Raw genomic sequence first — 18,829 nt, forward strand, 5'->3', positions numbered from 1 at the left:
TGATGGAGAAGCGAACGGCCTATGAACGCGCTGGTGGTGATTGGGGGAAGCGGCTTTGTTGGCCGACATTTCCTGGATGTATGCGACGAGCTGGGTGACACCGAGGTCATCTATGCCATCCACCGTACCGAACCCGATTGGTTGAGCAGTGCCAAAGTGCGCGTCGCGCGCTTTGACGTGGATGACCCTGCGGCACTTGCGGCTATCCTCGTGCCAGGTTGCACGGTGATCAACCTATTGCGGCCCGATGGCAGCGGCTGGTTCGAGCCGGCCATCGTCAACGTGCTCAAGGCCTGCGAGCAAGTAAGCATCAAGCGGTATGTGCACGTATCTAGCATCGACGTGTTCGGCGCAGCACCGGACGCGGTGGTCGATGCCGGCACGCGCCTTGAACCCAGAACGCCTTATGAGTGTGAACACGCTGGCGCCGAAGCACTGGCGCGCGCGGTGCCGGCGACCAGCTTCGAAGTAGTGGTGCTGCGCCTGGGCGCCGTGTTTGGCGACGGCGGGCTGAACATTGTGTCGTTCGTGCGTGAAGTTTCCGGCGCGCCGGCCTGGAAGCTGGCATTGCGGCGGGTGCTGTACGGCCCGCGGCGGATGCATCTGGTCAGTGTCGAAAAGGTGGCGCAGACCTTGGCTTTCGTGGCTTGTGTGCCTGAGGTTCGCCAAGGGGAGGTGGTGCTGGTAACCGATGACGCCGCACCGGAAAATAACTTCGGCTACCTGCAAGATGCCCTGATGCAGGCGTTTGGCCGGCCCTCGATCAGTTACCTGCCGCACCTGCCGCAGGCTCTGCTCGGCCTGCTGTTGCGTCTGCGCCGCATCAGCAATGCCAACCCCATGCGCCGCTTCAGCGAACAGCGGCTTACCGAGTGGCAACAGCCAGCCACGGCCGACTTCAAGCAGCAACTGCAGCGCTACATTGCACTGCTGAGGGCGTCGGCATGAGAGTACTGCTGGTCAATATCTCGCTGGATGCCAAACTCGGCGGCGGCACGGCAGAGCGCACCCGCCACCTCGCGCTGCACCTGGCCAAGGCTGGCAGTGCCTGCGAAGCCGTGGCCATGACCGGAAATTCGTGGCAGCGGGAGTTCGATGAACTCGGGGTAAAGAGCTATATCACCGGCCGCATCGGCCATCGCTTCCCGATTCCATTGCTTAACCCCTGGCGCGCCTGGCGTGCGGTGCGCAATACCGATGTGTTGCACATCATGGGCTACTGGAACCTGTTGAGCGTGGCCATGGGATTGCTGGCGTTGATTGGTCGGCGCCCCTACGTCCTGTGCCCGGCGGGCGAGTTTGCCTCGGTGGATTCACCGAGGCTGATCATGAAGGTGTTCCACTTTCTGCTGGGTCGCTGGCTGATCAAGGCGGCTTCGGGCTTTATCGCCATTACCGACCTGGAACAAAGGCTGATCGCCCAGGTGGCAGGCGTGCCGGCCGCTTCGATCCCGGTCATCGGTAATGCCGTGGTCGAGCCCGGGCCGGCGCAACAGGCAAGCAACGTGCAACTGCCAGATGAGCCCTTCATCCTTTTCATGGGGCGGTTGGCACCGGTCAAGGGCCCGGACTTCTTGATCCAGGCCTACCTCGATACCCCGGCGGCGCAGTGCTACCCGCTGGTGATGGCCGGGCCGGATTTTGGCATGCAGCAAGAGCTGCAGGCCCAGGTGGACGCCTCGGGGCTGGCCGGGCGCATTCACTTCATTGGCTTTCTGGATGAGGCACAGCGGACTCAGGTGTATCGTCAGGCGATGATGCTGGTCATTCCTTCGCGTTCAGAGGCGATGTCACTGGTTGCCCTGGAAGCCGGGGTAGTCGGGGTGCCGGTTTTGCTGACCGACACCTGTGGTTTCGACCAGGTCGAGCAGATGCGAGGTGGCCTGATAGTTCCGGCTAGTGCTGCGGGCATCGCGCAGGGGCTGGAGTACATGTTGTCCGATTTAACCGAACTCAGGGCCAAGGGCGGGCGACTAAAGGCGTTTATTCTCGAACATTACACATGGTCAGCTACTGTCCAGGTCATGTTGCGGCACTTCACTCGGTTGCTACGCACCGGTTCGATGACCGAATAGTATTTCCCGTCGGCGTTGGCTGCCGACGGGGTTTAATTCAGCTTGCCGATTGCGTTGGGGAATTGGATTTGCGGCGTCCGGCCAGGGTCGAACTGCAGATGAACATGGTGAACGCATAGGGCATCCACACGATCGGTCGCTGGTAGATGCTGAGTGCAAACAGGGCGAAGAACAGCAGCACCCACAACCGACGCTTGGCATTGTGGGTGATGGCCAGTGTCAGACCGACCATGGCCAACCCGAACAGCAGGGCACCGATCAGGCCGAAGTCGGTGAGTATGCGCGTGACCACCTGTGACACCCCGCCATAGACCACGCTGGAGTCGGCACCCAGGCCGAACAGCAGGGTGCGGGTATCGGCATCCAGGTAACGGGCGAACAGCTTGTCCATTTCCGGCAGCGAACGGTTATTGATGTACTCGGTCTGGCGCAGGTGCTGTTCGGGTTGTGGCGGCGTGACAGCTGGTGAGGTAGGCAAGGGCTCTTCATGGCTGGCCAGTGGTTGTGTTGCTTGTTTGTCCTGCTGGGACATCCGCTCCGCTTGGGTTGTAACTGCCGCGTGTGGCTGGGTAGCAGGGGCGCTCGGCTTGATAATGCCCAGTACCAGCAGTCCGAACAGACCCAGAATGGCTAACGGAAGCAGGGTCAGCGGCGAACGGGCCTGCACCAAGCGGAAAAGGAAACCAATAGACGCCATGACGATAAAGGCCAGGGAAAACGACAATACACCACCGACAAAGATGATCAGGAACGGAAACGGCTTGAGCCGGAAGCGGTTGCCTGCCAGAAGGAAAGCCGACAGGGTTCCAACCATGCCGGGCTCGTCGTACATGGCGCATAGCCGGTAGAGTTCACCGCCCCAGGGTAGCGATAGATGGTTGCCGGACAACAATAATGCGCCCGGGGCATGCATGTAGAAACCGCCACCCTGAGCCATCGACGGGTTGAGTAGGGGCAGACGGTCCATTTGCACGGGTAGGCCTGTGATCTTCCCGAGTGACACCACGATGCCGGGGATCAGGCTGATCGCAAAGATCCAGCCGAACCATTGCAGCACCTTGCCGCGACGATGGTCGGAAAATACCGCCAGGGCAAAAATGGTGGGCAGCACGAAGTACCAGCGCGTGGTGCTGCCGTCGACTTTGGGTAGCATACTGATGTAGAGCACGAACAGACATATGAGAATGAACCCGGGCACCTCTCGGCGTCGCGGGCGGTCACCAAGTAGGAGGGCAGCTATCGCCAAGCAGCCCGAGAGCATACCGGCAACAGCCATGTGGCGCAGGGAGTTCCACAGAAAGTAAGGGTTCAAGGTTACCCAGGCACAAAGCGCAAACAGCGGCGCGAGTGCAGCGTCGAGAGGCGCGGTAGCGTTGTAAGTCCTGATAGTGACTGTCATCGTGAGGGGATCTGCCTGATCACACCTGAGTCATGCCGATTGCCTGGACAGAAATGGCATGTACTTGGCTTTAAGGGTTGGAGAATTGACCTGACTGTGACAAGAAACGAAGGCAGGTGTGCGATGATTTGCTGTGCGTTCGTCGGATTTTCCTCCTCTCGGAGCCGGTACTCCGAGTAGGGCTATGGCTACCAGAAGCAACGTCGTTGTGCACATAGCGATTGCCCTGAGCGATTTGAACCATCAACGTACTCTGAGAGTGCCAGAACTGACTGCTTTTTGTTGTTTTCGGCACCCTATCGGAGCGGGCTCTCCCGCTAAGAAGGCTGCGCGGAGAATGGCACCGGCTTTGCCGGTGTTCGTGGGCAAGCCCGATCCCACAGCGGCTGCTCAAACTTTTGAGCTTTATGTAAGCCAGTGGTTGACCCAAATACTCAGGCCTTGGACTTCGGCCTGAAAATGGTCAGCACGTAACTGACCATCTTGCGTGAAATGATGGACGGTGGATCGAGCAGGGCGGCCTTGCCCATGCGCACCACGAACATCGCATAGCGCCCGGAAAAACCATGCATGAAGCCGGACAGCATATGGGCATTGGCAACTGCCTTGCGCTTCCAGCCGAGGATGGAGGGTGACAGACCGCTGGTCTGATAAAGGCTGTTGATGACTCGCAATGGCTCATCTGAGCGCTCTGCGTTACATGGGTTGTAGGTGGTTGAGCCGGAGTGGATGCGGAAGTCAGCCAGTGGCTCGGCCACCCGGGTAAACGGCCCGTACTGGCAAAGGCGCAGGAAAAAGTCCATGTCCGGGATATTGCGCAGCCCGGTATTCCAGCCACCAACCTTATCCCACACCGAACGCCGGAACAGCGCCCCGGGGCCCGGCAGGCACTGGAAGTTGGCGATCAGCAGGCGCTCTTCGTAATCGGGCGTCTGCACCGTGCGCACGTGCTTGGAGTCTTCATCAATGACGCAGAAGTCCGGGTAGGCCAGCACGGCCTGGGGCTCCTTGGCCATGGTAGCGACAATGGCCTCTACGGCGCGTGGGTGCAGGCGGTCGTCGGCACTCAGGTAACCCAGCAGCTCGCCGCTGCTTTGCTGCCAGCCAAAGTTCATCGCTGCGCTCTGCCCGGCGTTGACCTGACGGTAACGAATGAAATTGCCCGGGTGTTGCTCCAGCAGTGCCGGGGTGTCGTCGGTGGAGCCATCATCGACGACGATCAGCTCAACGTTCGGGTAGGTCTGCTGCAGCACACTGTCGATCGCATCCAGAACATAGCGCCCGGTATTGTAGGTAGGGATGACGATCGAAACCTTGGGCATTATGCTGCTAGCGGCCATGAGATACCTTTCGACGGTAATAGAGACGCACGAACCTGCGCAATGAAGAGTAATCGGCGGTAGTGCTGAGGTTGAAAATTCGTTTGACGCAATAGATCTGTGCCAGCGATTGGCAGACCCCGCCGAGGCTGTATACCACGGCCAAACCGATGATTCCATGCGTCCACATGGCCACTAGTCCGGAGGCAATCATGCAGAGTCCGCTGATCACGGAAATACGCATGGCCACATGCTGTTTCTGCAGCATCATCAGCACAAACCCGGCGGTACCGGCGTAAGTTTGTGCCAGTTGTGAAACTCCGAGGATGGCAAAAATATAGTACGCATTGCCGTATTCGCTGGACCAGACGTGTGCCAGCACGAATTGGCCACACAAAATGAACAGCAGGTACCCCACCAGGCCGAACAGTGTCGCCGCGCCAGCGCCCACCCCCAGCACGCGTTGCAGGTAGCGCTTTTTGCCCCGTACCCAGATGCGCCCGATGGAGGGTGCCACCACTGTGTTGATCACCGCCAGCGGTATCAGTACCAGGGCTGCCAGGCGTGAAGCCAGGCCATAGACGGCCAGCCCGGCGGCGTCTCCGAACCAGGCAATGATCCACAAGTCGGCCTGCGACATTACGAATAGCACCACGGTGGTGGTGAGGTTGGGGCGGGTTTCTCGCAGCAGCGCGGCATAGCCGATGCTGGTGGCTGGCTTGCCCTGATGTTGCGCCCGGTACCAGCGGCGCAGGCTCCAGGCACCCAGCAGGGTGGTGCAGCCGGCGCCTATCGCGCCAGCCACAATCAGCGTGCTCAGCTCAATGTGCAACTCGCCGCGCCATGCCAGGATTACCGTTGCCGCACTGGCCAGGCTCGCCCCGGTGGTCAGGAAGCTGGCCTGCACGAAGTGACCCAGGGCCCGGTGCTGTTCGGACAGGATGGTGCTGAATGCGGCCAGGATCATGCTCAGCGACACCAGCGGGGCAATGCCGTGCAGCAGCCGCAGCAGGTCGTCGCCTTCGTAGCGTGACAGAACCTGCATGAAAATATTGAACCCGATGGCCAGGGCAACAGTCGATAGCACAGCCAGCAGCAGGCTCCGGCGCAATACCTGCTTCACCTGGCCACCGTCACGATGCCCCTGCGCTGTGGAAATGCGGGCTGGTGCGGTGATGCTCAGTCCAAGCTGGCCCAGGGTGGCAAGTGCCGCTATGAGCGATTGAGCCAGGAAGAACAGTCCTACCGAAGTCTGCGACATGGTCAGGGGAATGATGATGCCTGTCAGGGCGCCGGTGCCCAACAGCAGGAAGCGGCCAAATATGGCGGCAACACTTGCAGCTATGGGGGAAGATAGCGCGTTGGTGACTTTCCCTTTGGACATGAGCTCTTATAGGTACCTGGATGGGAGGGAGGATTCTGTTTTGTTTTGCATAGGCTGTCCATGGCTGACAGGCGCCGATTGGGAGGCATTTTTGATATCGGTCAAGAATATGGGCAGGGTTATTGACCGTCGATTTGTAGTTTTGCCCCGGATTCATTAGGGTCTTGTGAATTCATTCTGTTGCGCGCCGTACGATAGGCTATTGTATTGGCGCATCAGACCAATTTTTGTCAGAAATTTCCGTAGCTTGCGTGCGTACCTTTCGCTGTCACGCGTTCTGTCCGATAGTAATAACCACGAAACCAAAAAAAGCGATCAGGTGAGAATGAAAGTAATTTTGACGGGCGCGTCCGGCTTTGTCGGTAGTGCAGTACTGAAAGCGCTCAGTCGCAACGCAAACGTCGAAACGGTCGTCCCTTTGCGTTTACCTTTACATCAGCTGCCGGCCGGGGTTGTCAGCTATCCCATTGGCGACCTTACCGATGACCAGAGTGCACAGCTGTTGGCCCACCGGCCCGAGGTGGTGGTGCACTGCGCATCGCGCGTGCATGTCATGGCCGACACCGCTGTCGACCCGCTGGCGGAATTTCGCCGCATCAACGTCGACGGCACCCTGACCTTCGCCCGTGCCGCCAGCGCAGCCGGGGCCCGTCGCTTCATATTTGTAAGTTCGATCAAGGTCAATGGCGAGCAGACCCGCCCTGGCCAGGCCTACCGTGCCGACGACACGCCGTACCCGGTCGACCCCTATGGTATTTCCAAGCATGAGGCGGAGCAGGGTCTGGTGGCGTTGGGAGCGCAAACCGGCATGGAAATCGTCATCATCCGTCCGGTACTGGTGTATGGCCCGGGGGTTAAGGCCAACTTCCTCAGCATGATGCGTTGGCTGGACCGTGGCGTGCCGTTGCCCTTCGGCGCCATTCACAACCGCCGCAGCCTGGTGGCATTGGACAACCTAGTGGACCTGGTGCTGACCTGCATCGACCACCCGGCAGCGGCCAATCAGGTTTTTCTGGTCAGTGATGGCGAAGACCTGTCCACCACCGAACTACTGGCGCGCATGGCCAAAGCCTTGGGCAAGCCAGCGCACCTGCTGCCGGTGCCGGCCTGGTTGTTGAGCAGCGGTGCCAAGCTCATGGGCAAGGGGGCGCTGTCCCAGCGCCTGTGTGGCTCGTTACAGGTGGACATCGATAAAACCCGTAAGCTGCTCGGCTGGCAACCCCCGGTGCGGGTGGATGCGGCCCTGTTGGCAGCGGCCAGGTACTATCAGGAAAACAACAAATGATGCTCTTTTGGGCTTTACCCGGCGTACTGCTGGTGTCCTTGCTGATGACCGCGGGCCTGCGTCGCTACGCGCTCGCGCGCAGTGTCATCGATGTGCCCAACGCCCGCAGTTCGCACACCGTGCCGACCCCACGCGGTGGCGGTGTCGCGATCGTGGTGACTTTCCTGCTGTCTATTGTCGGTGTCGTGCTCAGCGGCGCAGGTGACAGCCGCACGCTGGCGGCCTTAGGCGGCGGCGGCGCGTTGATTGCCATCATCGGTTTCATGGACGACCACGGCCACATCCCGGCCCGCTGGCGGCTGCTGGGGCATTTCATAGCCGCTGCCTGGATGTTGGCCTGGATGGGAGGGCTGCCACCGCTCACCCTTTTTGGCTGGCAAGTGGATCTGGGTTGGCTGGGGGGAGTGCTGGCCGCCGTTTACCTGGTGTGGCTGCTGAACCTTTACAACTTCATGGACGGAATCGACGGCATTGCCAGCATCGAAGCCATCACTGTGTGCCTGGGGGCGGCTTCGTTATACTCATTGGCGGGCCTGGGGGGGCATGCCGTGCTGCCATTGCTGCTGGCAGCTGCGGTTGCCGGTTTTTTGTTCTGGAACTTCCCGCCGGCAAAAATCTTCATGGGTGACGCTGGCAGCGGCTTCCTCGGCATCGTTCTTGGTGGCCTGTCGCTGCAGGCGGCCTGGTTGGCCCCGGAGCTCCTCTGGTGCTGGTTGATCCTCCTTGGGGTGTTCATCGTCGACGCAACCTATACCTTAGGGCGCCGCCTACTGCGCGGTGACAAGGTGTACGAGGCCCATCGCAGCCATGCCTATCAGTTCGCCTCGCGGCAATTCGGCAGGCACCTGCCGGTCACGCTGGCGGTAGCCGTGCTGAACCTATGCTGGCTGCTGCCGATAGCCTTTTGCGTTGCGCGGCTAGGCCTGGATGGCGCAGTGGGCGTGGTGCTGGCGTATATCCCATTGGTACTGCTGGCGGTGCGCTTTCGCGCGGGCCAAATGGAAGAAAGACACTAAGGTAATATGAGCGACTCGATGTCAGGGAATTTCTGGAAACGTTTCAGAGGAGCGATGGACAAGGTGCGCGCTAAACTGCTTGCTCTACCACGTAGATACAAACGCTTGCTGCAGGTGTTGACCGATGTAGTCCTGATCTGGGCTGCCTTGTGGCTGGCGTTCGTGGTACGCCTTGGCATCGACGAGTTGGCCAATCCCATCCTCGATCACGGCTGGCTTTTCCTCGTCGCGCCGATGGTAGGCATCCCTCTGTTCATCCGCTTTGGTCTGTACCGCGCGGTACTGCGCTACTTCGGCACTGACGCGTTGATTGCCATCACCAAGGCTGTAACCCTGTCCGCGCTGATTCTCGGTTTTATCATTTATTGGGCCAGCAACCATCAGAACGTAGTGCCACGCTCCATCACCTTCAACTACTGGTGGCTGAGCCTTATCATGGTCGGCGGGCTGCGCTTGGCCATGCGCCAGTATTTTCTTGGTGACTGGTTTACCGCCGCAGTGCAGCACGTACCTTTTACCGGTAACAGTCGCGGCGACGGCCTGCCAAGGGTGGCCGTATATGGCGCTGGTGGTGCCGGCAACCAATTGGTTGCAGCCTTGCGGTCCGACCGAGCGCTGCGCCCGGTAGCGTTTATCGACGATGACCCGAGCATCACCGACAGGGTGATTGCCGGCCTGCAGGTGTACCGCCCTGACCAGTTGCAAGACATGATTGATGCTACCGGCGCCCAGGAAATTCTGCTGGCCATACCATCCTCCACCCGCACCCGCCGCCGCGAGATCCTTAACTTCCTTGAAGGCTACCCGCTGCACGTGCGCAGTATCCCCAGCTTCATGGACCTGGCCAGCGGCAAAGTCAAGGTGGACGACATCCAAGAAGTGGACATTGCTGACTTGCTGGGCCGTGATGCCGTGCCTGCACAGCCTGATCTGCTGGAGCGCTGCATTGTCGAACAGACCGTGATGGTGACCGGTGCCGGTGGTTCGATCGGCTCGGAACTGTGCCGACAGATTTTGGGCCAGGCGCCGAAAACCTTGCTGCTGTTCGAGCACAGCGAGTTCAACCTGTACAGCATCCTCTCCGAGCTCGAGCAGCGCATAGCCCGCGAATCGCTGTCGGTGTGCCTGGTACCAATCCTGGGTTCGGTCCGCAACCAGCCGCAACTGTTCGATATAATGAAAACCTGGCGAGTCGACACCGTCTATCACGCCGCCGCCTACAAGCACGTGCCGATGGTGGAGCACAACATCGCCGAAGGCCTGATGAACAACGTCATCGGCACCCTGCACACCGCCCAGGCTGCGCTGCAGGCCGGCGTTGCCAACTTTGTGCTGATTTCTACCGACAAAGCTGTGCGTCCTACCAACGTGATGGGCAGCACCAAACGCTTGGCGGAAATGACCCTGCAAGCCCTTAGCCGGGAAATGGCGCCTGTGCTGTTCGGCGATAGCAGCAATGTCTCGCAGGTGAACAAGACCCGCTTCACCATGGTGCGTTTCGGCAACGTGCTGGGTTCGTCGGGCTCTGTAATTCCGCTATTCCACAAGCAGATAAAGGCCGGTGGCCCACTGACCGTCACCCACCCGAAGATCACCCGTTACTTCATGACCATCCCCGAAGCGGCACAGCTGGTGATTCAGGCCGGCTCGATGGGCAGGGGTGGTGATGTGTTCGTGCTGGATATGGGCGAGCCGGTGAAGATTGTGGAGCTGGCCGAGAAGATGATTCACCTGTCAGGCTTCAGCGTGCGTTCCGAGCGCAACCCAATGGGCGACATCGCCATCCAGTTCACCGGGCTGCGGCCAGGTGAGAAGTTGTACGAGGAGCTGCTGATTGGCGATAACGTGATTGCCACTCGCCACCCGATGATCATGAGCGCCAACGAAGACTTCCTGGCCTGGGATATGCTCAAGGATGCGTTGCGGCAATTGCTGGCGGCGGTGGCTGAAGATGATTTTGTGCGGGTACGGCAGTTGTTGCGCGAAACTGTGAGCGGCTATTCGCCAGAAGGCGAGATTGTCGACTGGATTTACCAGCAGCGACGGCTGGAACCCTGATTCAGCTGCAGTGCGCGGGTTAGTCTTGCTCAAGGCTCAAAAGTTTGCACTTTCCCCGTGGGGCGGGTTTGCCCGCGAATAATACGACCCCGTATTTGGCACCGGCTACGCCGTTCGCGGGTAAACTCGCTTCCGCAGGGATAGTGAATGCCTACCCCCAGAATCTCCTGCCCCCATGCTTTACCTTTCCAGGCCGTGAATGAAAGCAACCCCTCTCGCAATACCAGAAGTACTCCTGCTCGAGCCAAACGTATTCACTGACGAACGTGGATTCTTCTTCGAAAGCTTCAACCACACGACCTTTGAACATGCTGTAGAGCGCCCGGTCAACTTCGTCCAGGACAACCACTCCAGCTCGCGACAGCACGTTCTGCGCGGCCTGCACTATCAGGTACACCAACCCCAAGGGAAACTGGTAAGGGTAGTGGTCGGTGAAGTATTCGATGTCGCGGTAGATCTGCGCCGTTCATCGCGTACCTTCGGTCGTTGGGTTGGTGCCCACCTTTCAGCAAACAACAAGCACCAACTCTGGGTACCGGAAGGCTTCGCGCACGGCTTCGTAGTGTTGTCCGACCATGCGGAATTCCTGTACAAGACCACGGCTCACTACGCCCCCCAATTCGAACGCTGCCTAGCCTGGAATGACCCAGCGGTCGGCATTCAATGGCCTATAGAACAGCCGTTCCTATCAGGCAAGGACCAATTTGGCAAAACACTGCAAGAGTTGGAGTGCTTCGATTGAACGCAGTAACCCGCGTGGTCATGGTCGGGTGGCATATTGATGTCGCCTCTCGCTCTCGGATCAATCGCCGACAGGCTAGAATCCAGAAAGTGGGAGAGCAGAACATGACAGCGGAAGCAGACAAATATGACCATTCTGGTAACCGGTGGTGCAGGCTTTATCGGCGCGAACTTCGTGTTGGACTGGCTGGCCGGCAATGACGAGCCCGTGGTCAACCTCGACAAACTCACCTACGCAGGCAACCTGCAGACCCTGAGCAGCCTGCAGGGTGACGCGCGGCACATTTTCGTGCATGGCGACATTGGTGATTCCGCGCTGGTCGAGCAGCTGCTGAAAACTCACCAGCCACGCGCCATTGTCAACTTTGCCGCCGAGTCGCACGTCGACCGCTCGATTCACGGCCCCGAAGACTTCATCGAAACCAACATCGTCGGCACCTTCCGCCTGCTGGAAGCCGTACGTGCCTACTGGGGCGGCCTGGATGAACAGGCGCGCCAGGCGTTCCGTTTCCTGCATGTGTCCACCGATGAAGTGTACGGTTCGCTGGCCGCCGACGAACCGGCCTTCACCGAAACCCACCAGTACCAGCCCAACAGCCCGTACTCGGCCAGCAAGGCCGCCAGCGACCACCTGGTGCGCTCGTACCACCACACCTACGGCCTGCCGGTGCTGACCACCAATTGCTCGAACAACTACGGCCCGTACCACTTCCCGGAAAAACTCATCCCGCTGATGATCGTCAACGCCCTGGCCGGCAAGCCGCTGCCGGTTTACGGCGATGGCCAGCAGATTCGCGACTGGCTCTACGTCAAGGACCACTGCAGCGCCATCCGCCGCGTGCTGGAAGCCGGTAAAACCGGCGAGGTGTACAACGTGGGCGGCTGGAACGAAAAGCCCAACCTGGAGATCGTCAACCGCGTGTGTGCCCTGCTGGACGAACTGCGCCCCCGCGCCGACGGCAAGCCCTACGCCGAACAGATCACCTACGTGACCGACCGCCCCGGCCATGACCGCCGCTACGCCATCGACGCCCGCAAGCTCGAGCGCGAACTGGGTTGGAAGCCTGCCGAAACCTTCGAAACTGGCATTCGCAAGACCGTGGCCTGGTACCTCGACAATCAGGAGTGGGTGCAGAACGTACAGTCTGGCAGCTACCGTGACTGGGTCGAGAAAAACTACGCAGGGCGCTCGGCATGAAGATTCTGCTACTGGGCAAGGACGGCCAGGTAGGTTGGGAGCTGCAACGCAGCCTGGCCCCGCTGGGCCAAGTGCTGGCGCTCAATTCCCGCAGCAAGACACACTGCGGCGACCTGGCCAACCTGCCGGGCCTGGCCGAAACGGTGCGCGCCTACGCGCCCGATGTAATCGTCAACGCCGCTGCCTACACCGCCGTGGACAAGGCGGAGAGCGACCGCGAGCAAGCCTTGAAGGTAAACGCCGAAGCCGTCGGCGTGCTGGCCCGCGCCGCTGCCAACTGCGGAGCACTGCTGGTGCATTATTCCACCGATTACGTGTTCCCGGGGCAGGGCACCCAGGCCTGGCGCGAAGACGACAGCGTCGGCCCACTGAATGCCTATGGCGAAAGCAAGCTGGCCGGCGAACAGGCCATCCAGGCTGCCGGTTGCCAGCACCTGATCTTCCGCACTTGCTGGGTGTATGCCGCTCGCGGCAACAACTTCGCCAAGACTATGCTGCGCCTGGCTGCGGAACGCGACAGCCTGGGCGTTATCGACGACCAGCATGGCGCCCCGACCGGTGCCGAGCTGATCGCCGACATCACCGCCCACGCCATCACCGCCACCCGCCGCGATCCGGCCCTGGCCGGGCTGTACCACCTGGCGGCGGCCGGTGAAACCACTTGGTGCGGCTACGCCCGCTACGTGCTGGAGCAGGCAGCGGCCCTGGGTGTGCCATTGAAAGCTCATGCCGACAAGGTCAACCCGTTGACCTCCGATGCCTACCCGACCCCGGCCAAGCGGCCGGCCAATTCGCGTCTGGACACCCATAAACTGCAGAAAGCCTTTGCCCTGACCCTGCCAGACTGGCGCCTGGGTGTGGCTCGCATGCTTACGGAAATACACGAGAAATGACCACTATGAAGCGTAAAGGCATCATTCTGGCGGGCGGGTCGGGTACCCGTCTGCATCCGGCGACTCTGGCAATTTCCAAGCAGCTGCTGCCGGTGTACGACAAACCGATGATCTATTACCCGCTGACCACCCTGATGCTGGCGGGTATCCAGGACATCCTGATCATCTCCACCCCGCAGGACACCCCACGCTTCGAGCAACTGCTGGGCGACGGCCACCGCTGGGGCATCAATATCACCTACGCCGTGCAGCCATCCCCTGATGGCCTGGCCCAGGCCTTTTTGATTGGCGAAGATTTCATCGGCAACGACCCCGCCGCGCTGGTTCTGGGTGACAACATCTATTACGGCCACGACTTCCAGTACTTGCTGCGCAGTGCTATGGACCGCCAGGGTAGCGCCAGCGTGTTCGCCTATCACGTGCAAGACCCCGAGCGTTACGGCGTGGTCGAGTTCGACGGGCAGGGCAATGCGATCAGCCTGGAAGAGAAACCGGCCAAACCCAAGTCCAACTATGCCGTGACCGGGTTGTACTTCTACGACAACGACGTGATTGAGATTGCCAAGGGCATCCGGCCGTCTGGGCGGGGCGAGTTGGAGATTACCGATGTGAACCGTACGTACTTGGAGCAGCACCGGTTGTCGGTGGAGATCATGGGGCGCGGATATGCCTGGCTGGATACCGGGACGCATGATTCGTTGCTAGAGGCTAGCGGGTATATTGCGACCATTGAACGCCGTCAGGGGTTGAAGGTGGCTTGCCCGGAAGAGGTGGCGTACAGGCAGGGGTGGATTGGGGCGGAGCAGTTGCTGAAGCTGGCTGAGCCGTTGGCCAAGAATGGGTATGGGCAGTATTTGAAGCGGTTGGTGCAGGATAGGGTTTATTGAGTCTTATGCAGACGCCTTGAGTAGAGAAGCACTCCGTTAATCTCTGCAAGTTAGTGATTGATGGAACGCTTAATATGGATGCGACAGGCCAGAGTTGACGAAGGGTGAAACCAGCAGTACGGCGAAGGCAGGAATAGCCAGCTTTGATGTGACGCTCTTGACGACGGTGCTGTGCACGAGCATCGATGCGATGCTACCAATCAGAAGTTCCCAGGCTCGGGTGGGGAGAAGATAAAATGCAGCCGACTGATTGCTCGCTGACAGGTACAAGCAGCCAACGAAGCTGACAATGGCAAGCGCTATCAGAAGCTTGCGCCAGTGCTTGGCTGGGGTGAAGGCCAAGAGCGCAGGGACGAAGAAGTAGAACTGCTGTTCAACCGCGAGCGACCACATATGCAGTAATGGTTTGGTCGCCGACTCAAGGTCGAAGTAGCCGGCTTGGCTCATCAGTACAAAGTTAGTGGAAAAGGTGAGTGTGCCGATAATCTGCTGTTTTAGAGATTCTATCTGCATGGGTGGCAGTAAGAATTCTGCGGCGATGATGGTCGCAAATATTGTTACGAAAGAAGCGGGCAGCAAACGCTGTGCTCGCCGAAGATAGAAGCTTGAAGGAAAAGCTGTCGCGTTCAAGTCCCTTTGAAACGTTCGATGTAATCAAGAATCCAGAGATTACAAAGGTAAGCGATCCATAAACCCCACCTGTTACATGAGGGGCGGGGAAATCAGGTGTTCGAGTCGGGCGCCTGCCCCGCTTGAGTCCTTAACCCGAACAACTGGTCAGCTAGCTGACGGCCTCGCTCCAGTCCCTCCGCCGTCAACCAAATGGATTTGTTTCTGTTAACAGGATCACTGATGAAACCCTGTTCATGCAGTCGAGATCATGATCTCGAAGTCGAATCCTTTCCACGCGTTACCTTTGTCGGAGCTTTAGGCTGCCAACAGGGCAAGCACTGCGTCTTCAATCAGCCTATCGTCGTATTCTATGGCCGTTACTCCGCTCTTGTTCTTCAAGGCTCCACCTGACCTGCGATGGGCAGAGCACTCAGCTATGTATTTTAGGCGTGCAATTCCACGGCAGCAGCGCTTCATAGTCTTCCACTGAGGACGCCAGCGGCAAGCGTTCCAGTGCGTGGCGCAGCCACGCATAAGGCTCTTTGCCGTTGGCTTTGGCCGTCTCAACCAAGCTGTAAAGTTGCGCACTGGCCGTCGCGCCTTTGGGCGTGTCACTGAACAACCAATTCTTTCTGCCAATGACAAACGGACGGATCCCACGCTCGGAGGCGTTATTGTCGATCGGCAACTCACCATGCTCGACGTAGCGCTCTAACTTGCTCCAGTTGCTGGCCAGATAGCCGATAGCTTTACCCAATGCATTCTGGCTCGTGACCTGGGGCTGCGTTTTCTCTGTCCAGGTTCTCAACTGGGCCAGCACCGGTTGGCTTCGCGCTTGGCGGGCCAGCTTGCGATCTTCATCGCTGCTGCCCTTAAGGTCGCGCTCGATGCCATACAGCTTGTTGATCAAATTCAGAGCGATATCTAAGCGCCCGGTTTTACCCTTGGGCTGCACTTTCTGCGCCTCGACGAACTTGCGGCGCATGTGCGCCCAGCAGCCCAATCGCTCCACTCCGTCCTGTGCGGCCAGCGTGTTGTAACCGGCGTGGTCGTCGGTCATGACATAGCCGCGATAGCCGTCCAGCAGGCGCATCGGCACCTCCTGCGCTCGGCTGGTGGCGTAGTCGAAAAGGATCACCGGCCGATCAGGTGGGCCACCGGTTTGTACCCACATCCAAGATTGGTTGCTGGGCTCACTACCCGGCTCTTTCAACACCTGTACACGTGTTTCATCACAGTGGATGATTCGACTGCTCAACAGGCTTTCGCGAATCAGATTCAGCAACGGCTGAAAGTGTTCGCTGCACTGAATCACCCAGCGTGCCAACGTTTGGCGCGAGATATCGATACCGTGGCGCCCCAGCACTTTTTCAAAGCGATGAAGCGGTAGGCCGTCTACGTATTTGGTGGTCAGCAGCATGGCCAGCACACTCGGGCTGGCCATGCTTTTCTCGATCACCTGGGCGGGTTTGTCCGCCGTGACGGGCGCTGATTCGCAATCGCGGCAACCGTACACCTTGCGAACATGCTTGATGACACGAATCTGCATCGGGACGATTTCAAGCTGTTCTCTGACTTCTTCACCGATGGCATGTTTGCGGCAGCCGCAAGCGCAAATCAGTTCATGCTCGGGCAGTTCGTGGACAACTTCGATACGCGGCAAATCGGCCGGCAGCGGTTTGCGATTGCCACGGCGCTTGGTCGGTGCAACGACTTCTTCGTCGCCGGCCTCATCCAAGGGGTCGGCCAGGCTTTCCGCTTCGTCGAAGAGCGGCAACTATGGCGTCGCCGCATCGCCTGTCTGCTCGGTCTTGCGCTCGAACAGGCGCTGGCGCAACAGCGCAACTTCCTCTTCGAGATGAACGATCTTGCCCTTGTCGGACGCGCGCTCGTTGATCATCTGCTCAAGCAGTTGCTTGAGCAGAACAGGATCGTCAGGGAGGTCTTCGGGCATGGAAATCATGCCGCGGATTATACCGAATCAGGCGACGTATCGAGGCGTCAAAACCTGATGCGGACGGTTACGCCAGAGGTCGAAGCCATCGAGTAGCCAGTTCAGTTCCTGGACGGTCAGGACAATGACTTCGTCAGTGACATCCGGCGAGGTTTTGAAATGTTCGGACTCCAAGCGCTTGAGCCAGAGGCAAAAGCCGTTGCGCTCCCAATACAGGATCTTCACGCGGTTGCGCGGTTTGTTGAGGAAGACGAAAAGCACCGGGTCGAACACCGCCACCTTGATATCGAGTTCAACCAGCGCGGCCAGGCCATCGATGGATTTTCGAAAGTCGACGGACTTGGGGTAGAGGTACACTTTTTCGACTTTGGCGTTGGGTCGCAGCATGGTCGGCGAGCTCCAGAAAGAAATCGGGAGCACAGCATCAGGGATCAGGTAAGCGCTTTGAATGTGGGGTTCATGGAGCGCTTACTTTTGAACACCATACCGGGGCTTGTGCCTCCGCGTCCCTTGGGAGATCGCGGTTGCGGTGCTGCTCGCCTGAAAATCCTGTTAGGCAGAATTCTTGGCGAATTGATCGGGGGGCGGTAGCCTATGTCAAGGCTTAAGCCGACCAAATACCGTGATATGATCGGCCTGACTCTTGGCTATTATTCAGAGCGTTCTAGATCTTTTGCGATGCATTGAGCGGAGACTTTTTCTTCTTTTGGGTCTTGATAGAAAGCCACAACGGTGATTTCCCCTGCAGTCTCGGGGATCGGGAAGCGCGCGGACTGTGAGGTTTCATACCAGCGTGCAGCATGACGATTGCCGTCAATGAGTAGGTAAAATGCAAATTTGCCACTTTCGTGTATTTTTCCATCCACAACAAGTGAGCAGTGCGCGAAGACATCGCTCTTGGTTTTGTAAGCGGCAACAGTGACCTTGGCACCGTCGGAAACGAGTGGCGAAGCGTTTGCCAATGATTCTTTGCTTATCGGTTTTGTGTGCTTATCGGAGGCTGTTTCTGTGCTCAGTAAAGCCAAAGCTTCTTTATAATAGCGCTCGCTATAATGGAAGGGGGATATACCCCAGCGGTGCGTTTCGTCCGCAGTCAAAATATCGGGTGAGAACTGCAGGAACTGGTCTTTTCCGAGCTTTTTCTCGAGCTCATTGTACATCCAATCTAGTTCTTGGTTGGCTTTCTCGGTGGCTGCAAGGGTTACCGGGAATTCTGTATCACTCGAGTGTTCAAACTGGCTAGCCCAGTAGACTTTATTGATGACTACGGAGTTTAGCTTGCCATGCGATTCCAACAGGTTCAGGAATTTTTGCATTCCTTGAAGCCACAGTTCACGACGCTCTTTCGAAGCGTGCTTGATCAGTCGGTATCCACTGACGGAACTGTCCGCCAGCAAACCACTCTCAGCAAGTTCGCTTGAGTTAGTGATAATATGCCCAGTTGGTAGGGCGACCAAATCGAATCTTTCATCGATCAGATCTATCAATATCACATCGGCACTGCTTAGGATTTCCGTCTCAGTGAGTATTTGCTTGGAAAAATCGTACGCAACCATGCGTCGCCGAAACGCTGAAGGTATGCGATTGAGCGCTTCTTCATTTTCGTAAGGGCCGCTACACAGCGAGGCCATTGAGGAGCGTGCGAAGTAAGCCGTTAACTTAAAGTTCCGGTTTTCCTCTAGGTTGAATATATCTCTAGATACACAGCTACCGTAAATCATTAAGTTCTTGAGCACAGTTTACTTCAGCCTTCTATACTTTTGATTTATATAAGTGGGTACGCATCCCGCTCCGCCAGGCCGCTCCTTGGATCCAGTCACCAAGCGTCCCGGCTGCAAAGGAAGCCTTGGGTGCTAGGTGTAACTGAAGAATCATTATCCATAGACGGATTCAGGAATGCAACGTGCGGATTTCTTGGCCCCTTCGTTCAGGGATTACCATGAATATGCGCCGAAATGGATCCAATAAGAATCGCTAGATATATGAACTTTTTTGGCTTGAAGGTGTC

The 18,829-nt window shown here is 58.4% G+C and carries 16 protein-coding genes and 1 pseudogene; 9 read left to right on the forward strand and 8 right to left on the reverse strand.

All coding sequences use genetic code 11. The features are described from left to right. Window positions 1-21: 21 nt before the first annotated feature. Together MKK04_RS06655 and MKK04_RS06660 are read left to right on the forward strand one after the other, a co-directional pair. Window positions 22-948 (forward strand): NAD-dependent epimerase/dehydratase family protein, encoded by a 927-nt coding sequence (locus tag MKK04_RS06655; protein WP_241106368.1) that lies wholly within the window; start codon window positions 22-24, stop codon window positions 946-948. After that, complete coding sequence (locus MKK04_RS06660) at window positions 945-2,075, forward strand: glycosyltransferase (protein ID WP_241106369.1); 1,131 nt, start codon at window positions 945-947, stop codon at window positions 2,073-2,075. The genes MKK04_RS06655 and MKK04_RS06660 overlap by 4 nt, the downstream gene beginning before the upstream one ends. A 37-nt stretch (window positions 2,076-2,112) precedes the next feature. On the opposite strand, the gene MKK04_RS06665 is transcribed toward MKK04_RS06660, so the two are convergent. The 3 genes from MKK04_RS06665 to MKK04_RS06675 all read right to left on the reverse strand — a co-directional run bounded on the left by MKK04_RS06665 (window position 2,113) and on the right by MKK04_RS06675 (window position 6,177). Beyond that, on the reverse strand, window positions 2,113-3,474 hold the full coding sequence (locus tag MKK04_RS06665) for a hypothetical protein (protein ID WP_241106370.1): 1,362 nt from the start codon (window positions 3,472-3,474) through the stop codon (window positions 2,113-2,115). Window positions 3,475-3,908: 434 nt separating this feature from the next. Beyond that, entirely contained in the window at window positions 3,909-4,814 is a 906-nt protein-coding gene (locus tag MKK04_RS06670; protein ID WP_241106371.1) for a glycosyltransferase, read from the reverse strand. After that, window positions 4,804-6,177 (reverse strand): lipopolysaccharide biosynthesis protein, encoded by a 1,374-nt coding sequence (locus MKK04_RS06675; RefSeq protein ID WP_241106372.1) that lies wholly within the window; start codon window positions 6,175-6,177, stop codon window positions 4,804-4,806. Before MKK04_RS06675 ends, MKK04_RS06670 begins: the two co-directional genes overlap by 11 nt. A 325-nt stretch (window positions 6,178-6,502) precedes the next feature. On the opposite strand from MKK04_RS06675, the gene MKK04_RS06680 reads away from it, so the two are divergent. The 7 genes from MKK04_RS06680 to rfbA all read left to right on the forward strand — a co-directional run bounded on the left by MKK04_RS06680 (window position 6,503) and on the right by rfbA (window position 14,255). Beyond that, the gene (locus tag MKK04_RS06680) at window positions 6,503-7,462 is read left to right on the forward strand and encodes a UDP-glucose 4-epimerase family protein (protein WP_442964556.1); all 960 of its coding nucleotides are present in this window, start codon (window positions 6,503-6,505) and stop codon (window positions 7,460-7,462) included. Next, window positions 7,459-8,478 carry an MraY family glycosyltransferase gene (locus MKK04_RS06685; RefSeq protein ID WP_241106374.1) on the forward strand — a complete coding sequence of 340 codons (1,020 nt, stop codon included), beginning with the start codon at window positions 7,459-7,461 and terminating at the stop codon, window positions 8,476-8,478. The genes MKK04_RS06680 and MKK04_RS06685 overlap by 4 nt, the downstream gene beginning before the upstream one ends. 54 nt (window positions 8,479-8,532) lie before the next feature. After that, window positions 8,533-10,536, forward strand: a complete 2,004-nt coding sequence (locus tag MKK04_RS06690) for a polysaccharide biosynthesis protein (RefSeq protein WP_241106375.1) — start codon at window positions 8,533-8,535, stop codon at window positions 10,534-10,536. Between the two features lie 199 nt (window positions 10,537-10,735). After that, window positions 10,736-11,278, forward strand: coding sequence for a dTDP-4-dehydrorhamnose 3,5-epimerase (gene rfbC, locus MKK04_RS06695; RefSeq protein WP_241106376.1), 543 nt, complete (start codon window positions 10,736-10,738; stop codon window positions 11,276-11,278). A gap of 126 nt (window positions 11,279-11,404) precedes the next feature. Further along, window positions 11,405-12,475: a dTDP-glucose 4,6-dehydratase gene (gene rfbB, locus MKK04_RS06700; protein ID WP_046615526.1), complete on the forward strand. Its 1,071-nt coding sequence runs from the start codon at window positions 11,405-11,407 to the stop codon at window positions 12,473-12,475. Beyond that, complete coding sequence (gene rfbD, locus MKK04_RS06705; RefSeq protein ID WP_241106377.1) at window positions 12,472-13,368, forward strand: dTDP-4-dehydrorhamnose reductase; 897 nt, start codon at window positions 12,472-12,474, stop codon at window positions 13,366-13,368. Before rfbB ends, rfbD begins: the two co-directional genes overlap by 4 nt. Before the next feature lie 5 nt (window positions 13,369-13,373). Beyond that, window positions 13,374-14,255: a glucose-1-phosphate thymidylyltransferase RfbA gene (gene rfbA, locus MKK04_RS06710; protein WP_241106789.1), complete on the forward strand. Its 882-nt coding sequence runs from the start codon at window positions 13,374-13,376 to the stop codon at window positions 14,253-14,255. Between the two features lie 69 nt (window positions 14,256-14,324). On the opposite strand, the gene MKK04_RS06715 is transcribed toward rfbA, so the two are convergent. The 5 genes and pseudogenes from MKK04_RS06715 to MKK04_RS06730 form a co-directional block, all read right to left on the reverse strand. Next, the gene (locus tag MKK04_RS06715; protein WP_241106378.1) at window positions 14,325-14,885 is read right to left on the reverse strand and encodes an acyltransferase family protein; all 561 of its coding nucleotides are present in this window, start codon (window positions 14,883-14,885) and stop codon (window positions 14,325-14,327) included. A 92-nt stretch (window positions 14,886-14,977) separates the two neighbouring features. Continuing rightward, window positions 14,978-15,127 carry a DUF6429 family protein gene (locus tag MKK04_RS26605; RefSeq protein WP_442964568.1) on the reverse strand — a complete coding sequence of 50 codons (150 nt, stop codon included), beginning with the start codon at window positions 15,125-15,127 and terminating at the stop codon, window positions 14,978-14,980. 170 nt (window positions 15,128-15,297) lie between these two features. Beyond that, window positions 15,298-16,830: pseudogene (gene tnpC, locus MKK04_RS06720) on the reverse strand (IS66 family transposase). An 18-nt stretch (window positions 16,831-16,848) separates the two neighbouring features. Next, window positions 16,849-17,208, reverse strand: a complete 360-nt coding sequence (tnpB, locus tag MKK04_RS06725) for an IS66 family insertion sequence element accessory protein TnpB (protein ID WP_241106379.1) — start codon at window positions 17,206-17,208, stop codon at window positions 16,849-16,851. A 263-nt stretch (window positions 17,209-17,471) separates the two neighbouring features. After that, a complete protein-coding gene (locus MKK04_RS06730; RefSeq protein ID WP_241106380.1) occupies window positions 17,472-18,557 on the reverse strand; it encodes a DUF6270 domain-containing protein in 1,086 nt (361 codons plus the stop codon). Between the last annotated feature and the right edge of the window lie 272 nt (window positions 18,558-18,829).

It is taken from the genome of Pseudomonas sp. LS.1a (genome assembly GCF_022533585.1).
Taxonomy (GTDB): domain Bacteria; phylum Pseudomonadota; class Gammaproteobacteria; order Pseudomonadales; family Pseudomonadaceae; genus Aquipseudomonas.

Coding starts and splice junctions, on each gene's coding strand:
- MKK04_RS06655 (WP_241106368.1), top strand. CDS start 22: ATGAACGCGCTGGTGGTGATTGGGGGAAGCGGCTTTGTTGGCCGACAT.
- MKK04_RS06660 (WP_241106369.1), top strand. CDS start 945: ATGAGAGTACTGCTGGTCAATATCTCGCTGGATGCCAAACTCGGCGGC.
- MKK04_RS06665 (WP_241106370.1), bottom strand. CDS start 3,474: ATGACAGTCACTATCAGGACTTACAACGCTACCGCGCCTCTCGACGCT.
- MKK04_RS06670 (WP_241106371.1), bottom strand. CDS start 4,814: ATGGCCGCTAGCAGCATAATGCCCAAGGTTTCGATCGTCATCCCTACC.
- MKK04_RS06675 (WP_241106372.1), bottom strand. CDS start 6,177: ATGTCCAAAGGGAAAGTCACCAACGCGCTATCTTCCCCCATAGCTGCA.
- MKK04_RS06680 (WP_442964556.1), top strand. CDS start 6,503: ATGAAAGTAATTTTGACGGGCGCGTCCGGCTTTGTCGGTAGTGCAGTA.
- MKK04_RS06685 (WP_241106374.1), top strand. CDS start 7,459: ATGATGCTCTTTTGGGCTTTACCCGGCGTACTGCTGGTGTCCTTGCTG.
- MKK04_RS06690 (WP_241106375.1), top strand. CDS start 8,533: ATGGACAAGGTGCGCGCTAAACTGCTTGCTCTACCACGTAGATACAAA.
- rfbC (WP_241106376.1), top strand. CDS start 10,736: ATGAAAGCAACCCCTCTCGCAATACCAGAAGTACTCCTGCTCGAGCCA.
- rfbB (WP_046615526.1), top strand. CDS start 11,405: ATGACCATTCTGGTAACCGGTGGTGCAGGCTTTATCGGCGCGAACTTC.
- rfbD (WP_241106377.1), top strand. CDS start 12,472: ATGAAGATTCTGCTACTGGGCAAGGACGGCCAGGTAGGTTGGGAGCTG.
- rfbA (WP_241106789.1), top strand. CDS start 13,374: ATGAAGCGTAAAGGCATCATTCTGGCGGGCGGGTCGGGTACCCGTCTG.
- tnpB (WP_241106379.1), bottom strand. CDS start 17,208: ATGCTGCGACCCAACGCCAAAGTCGAAAAAGTGTACCTCTACCCCAAG.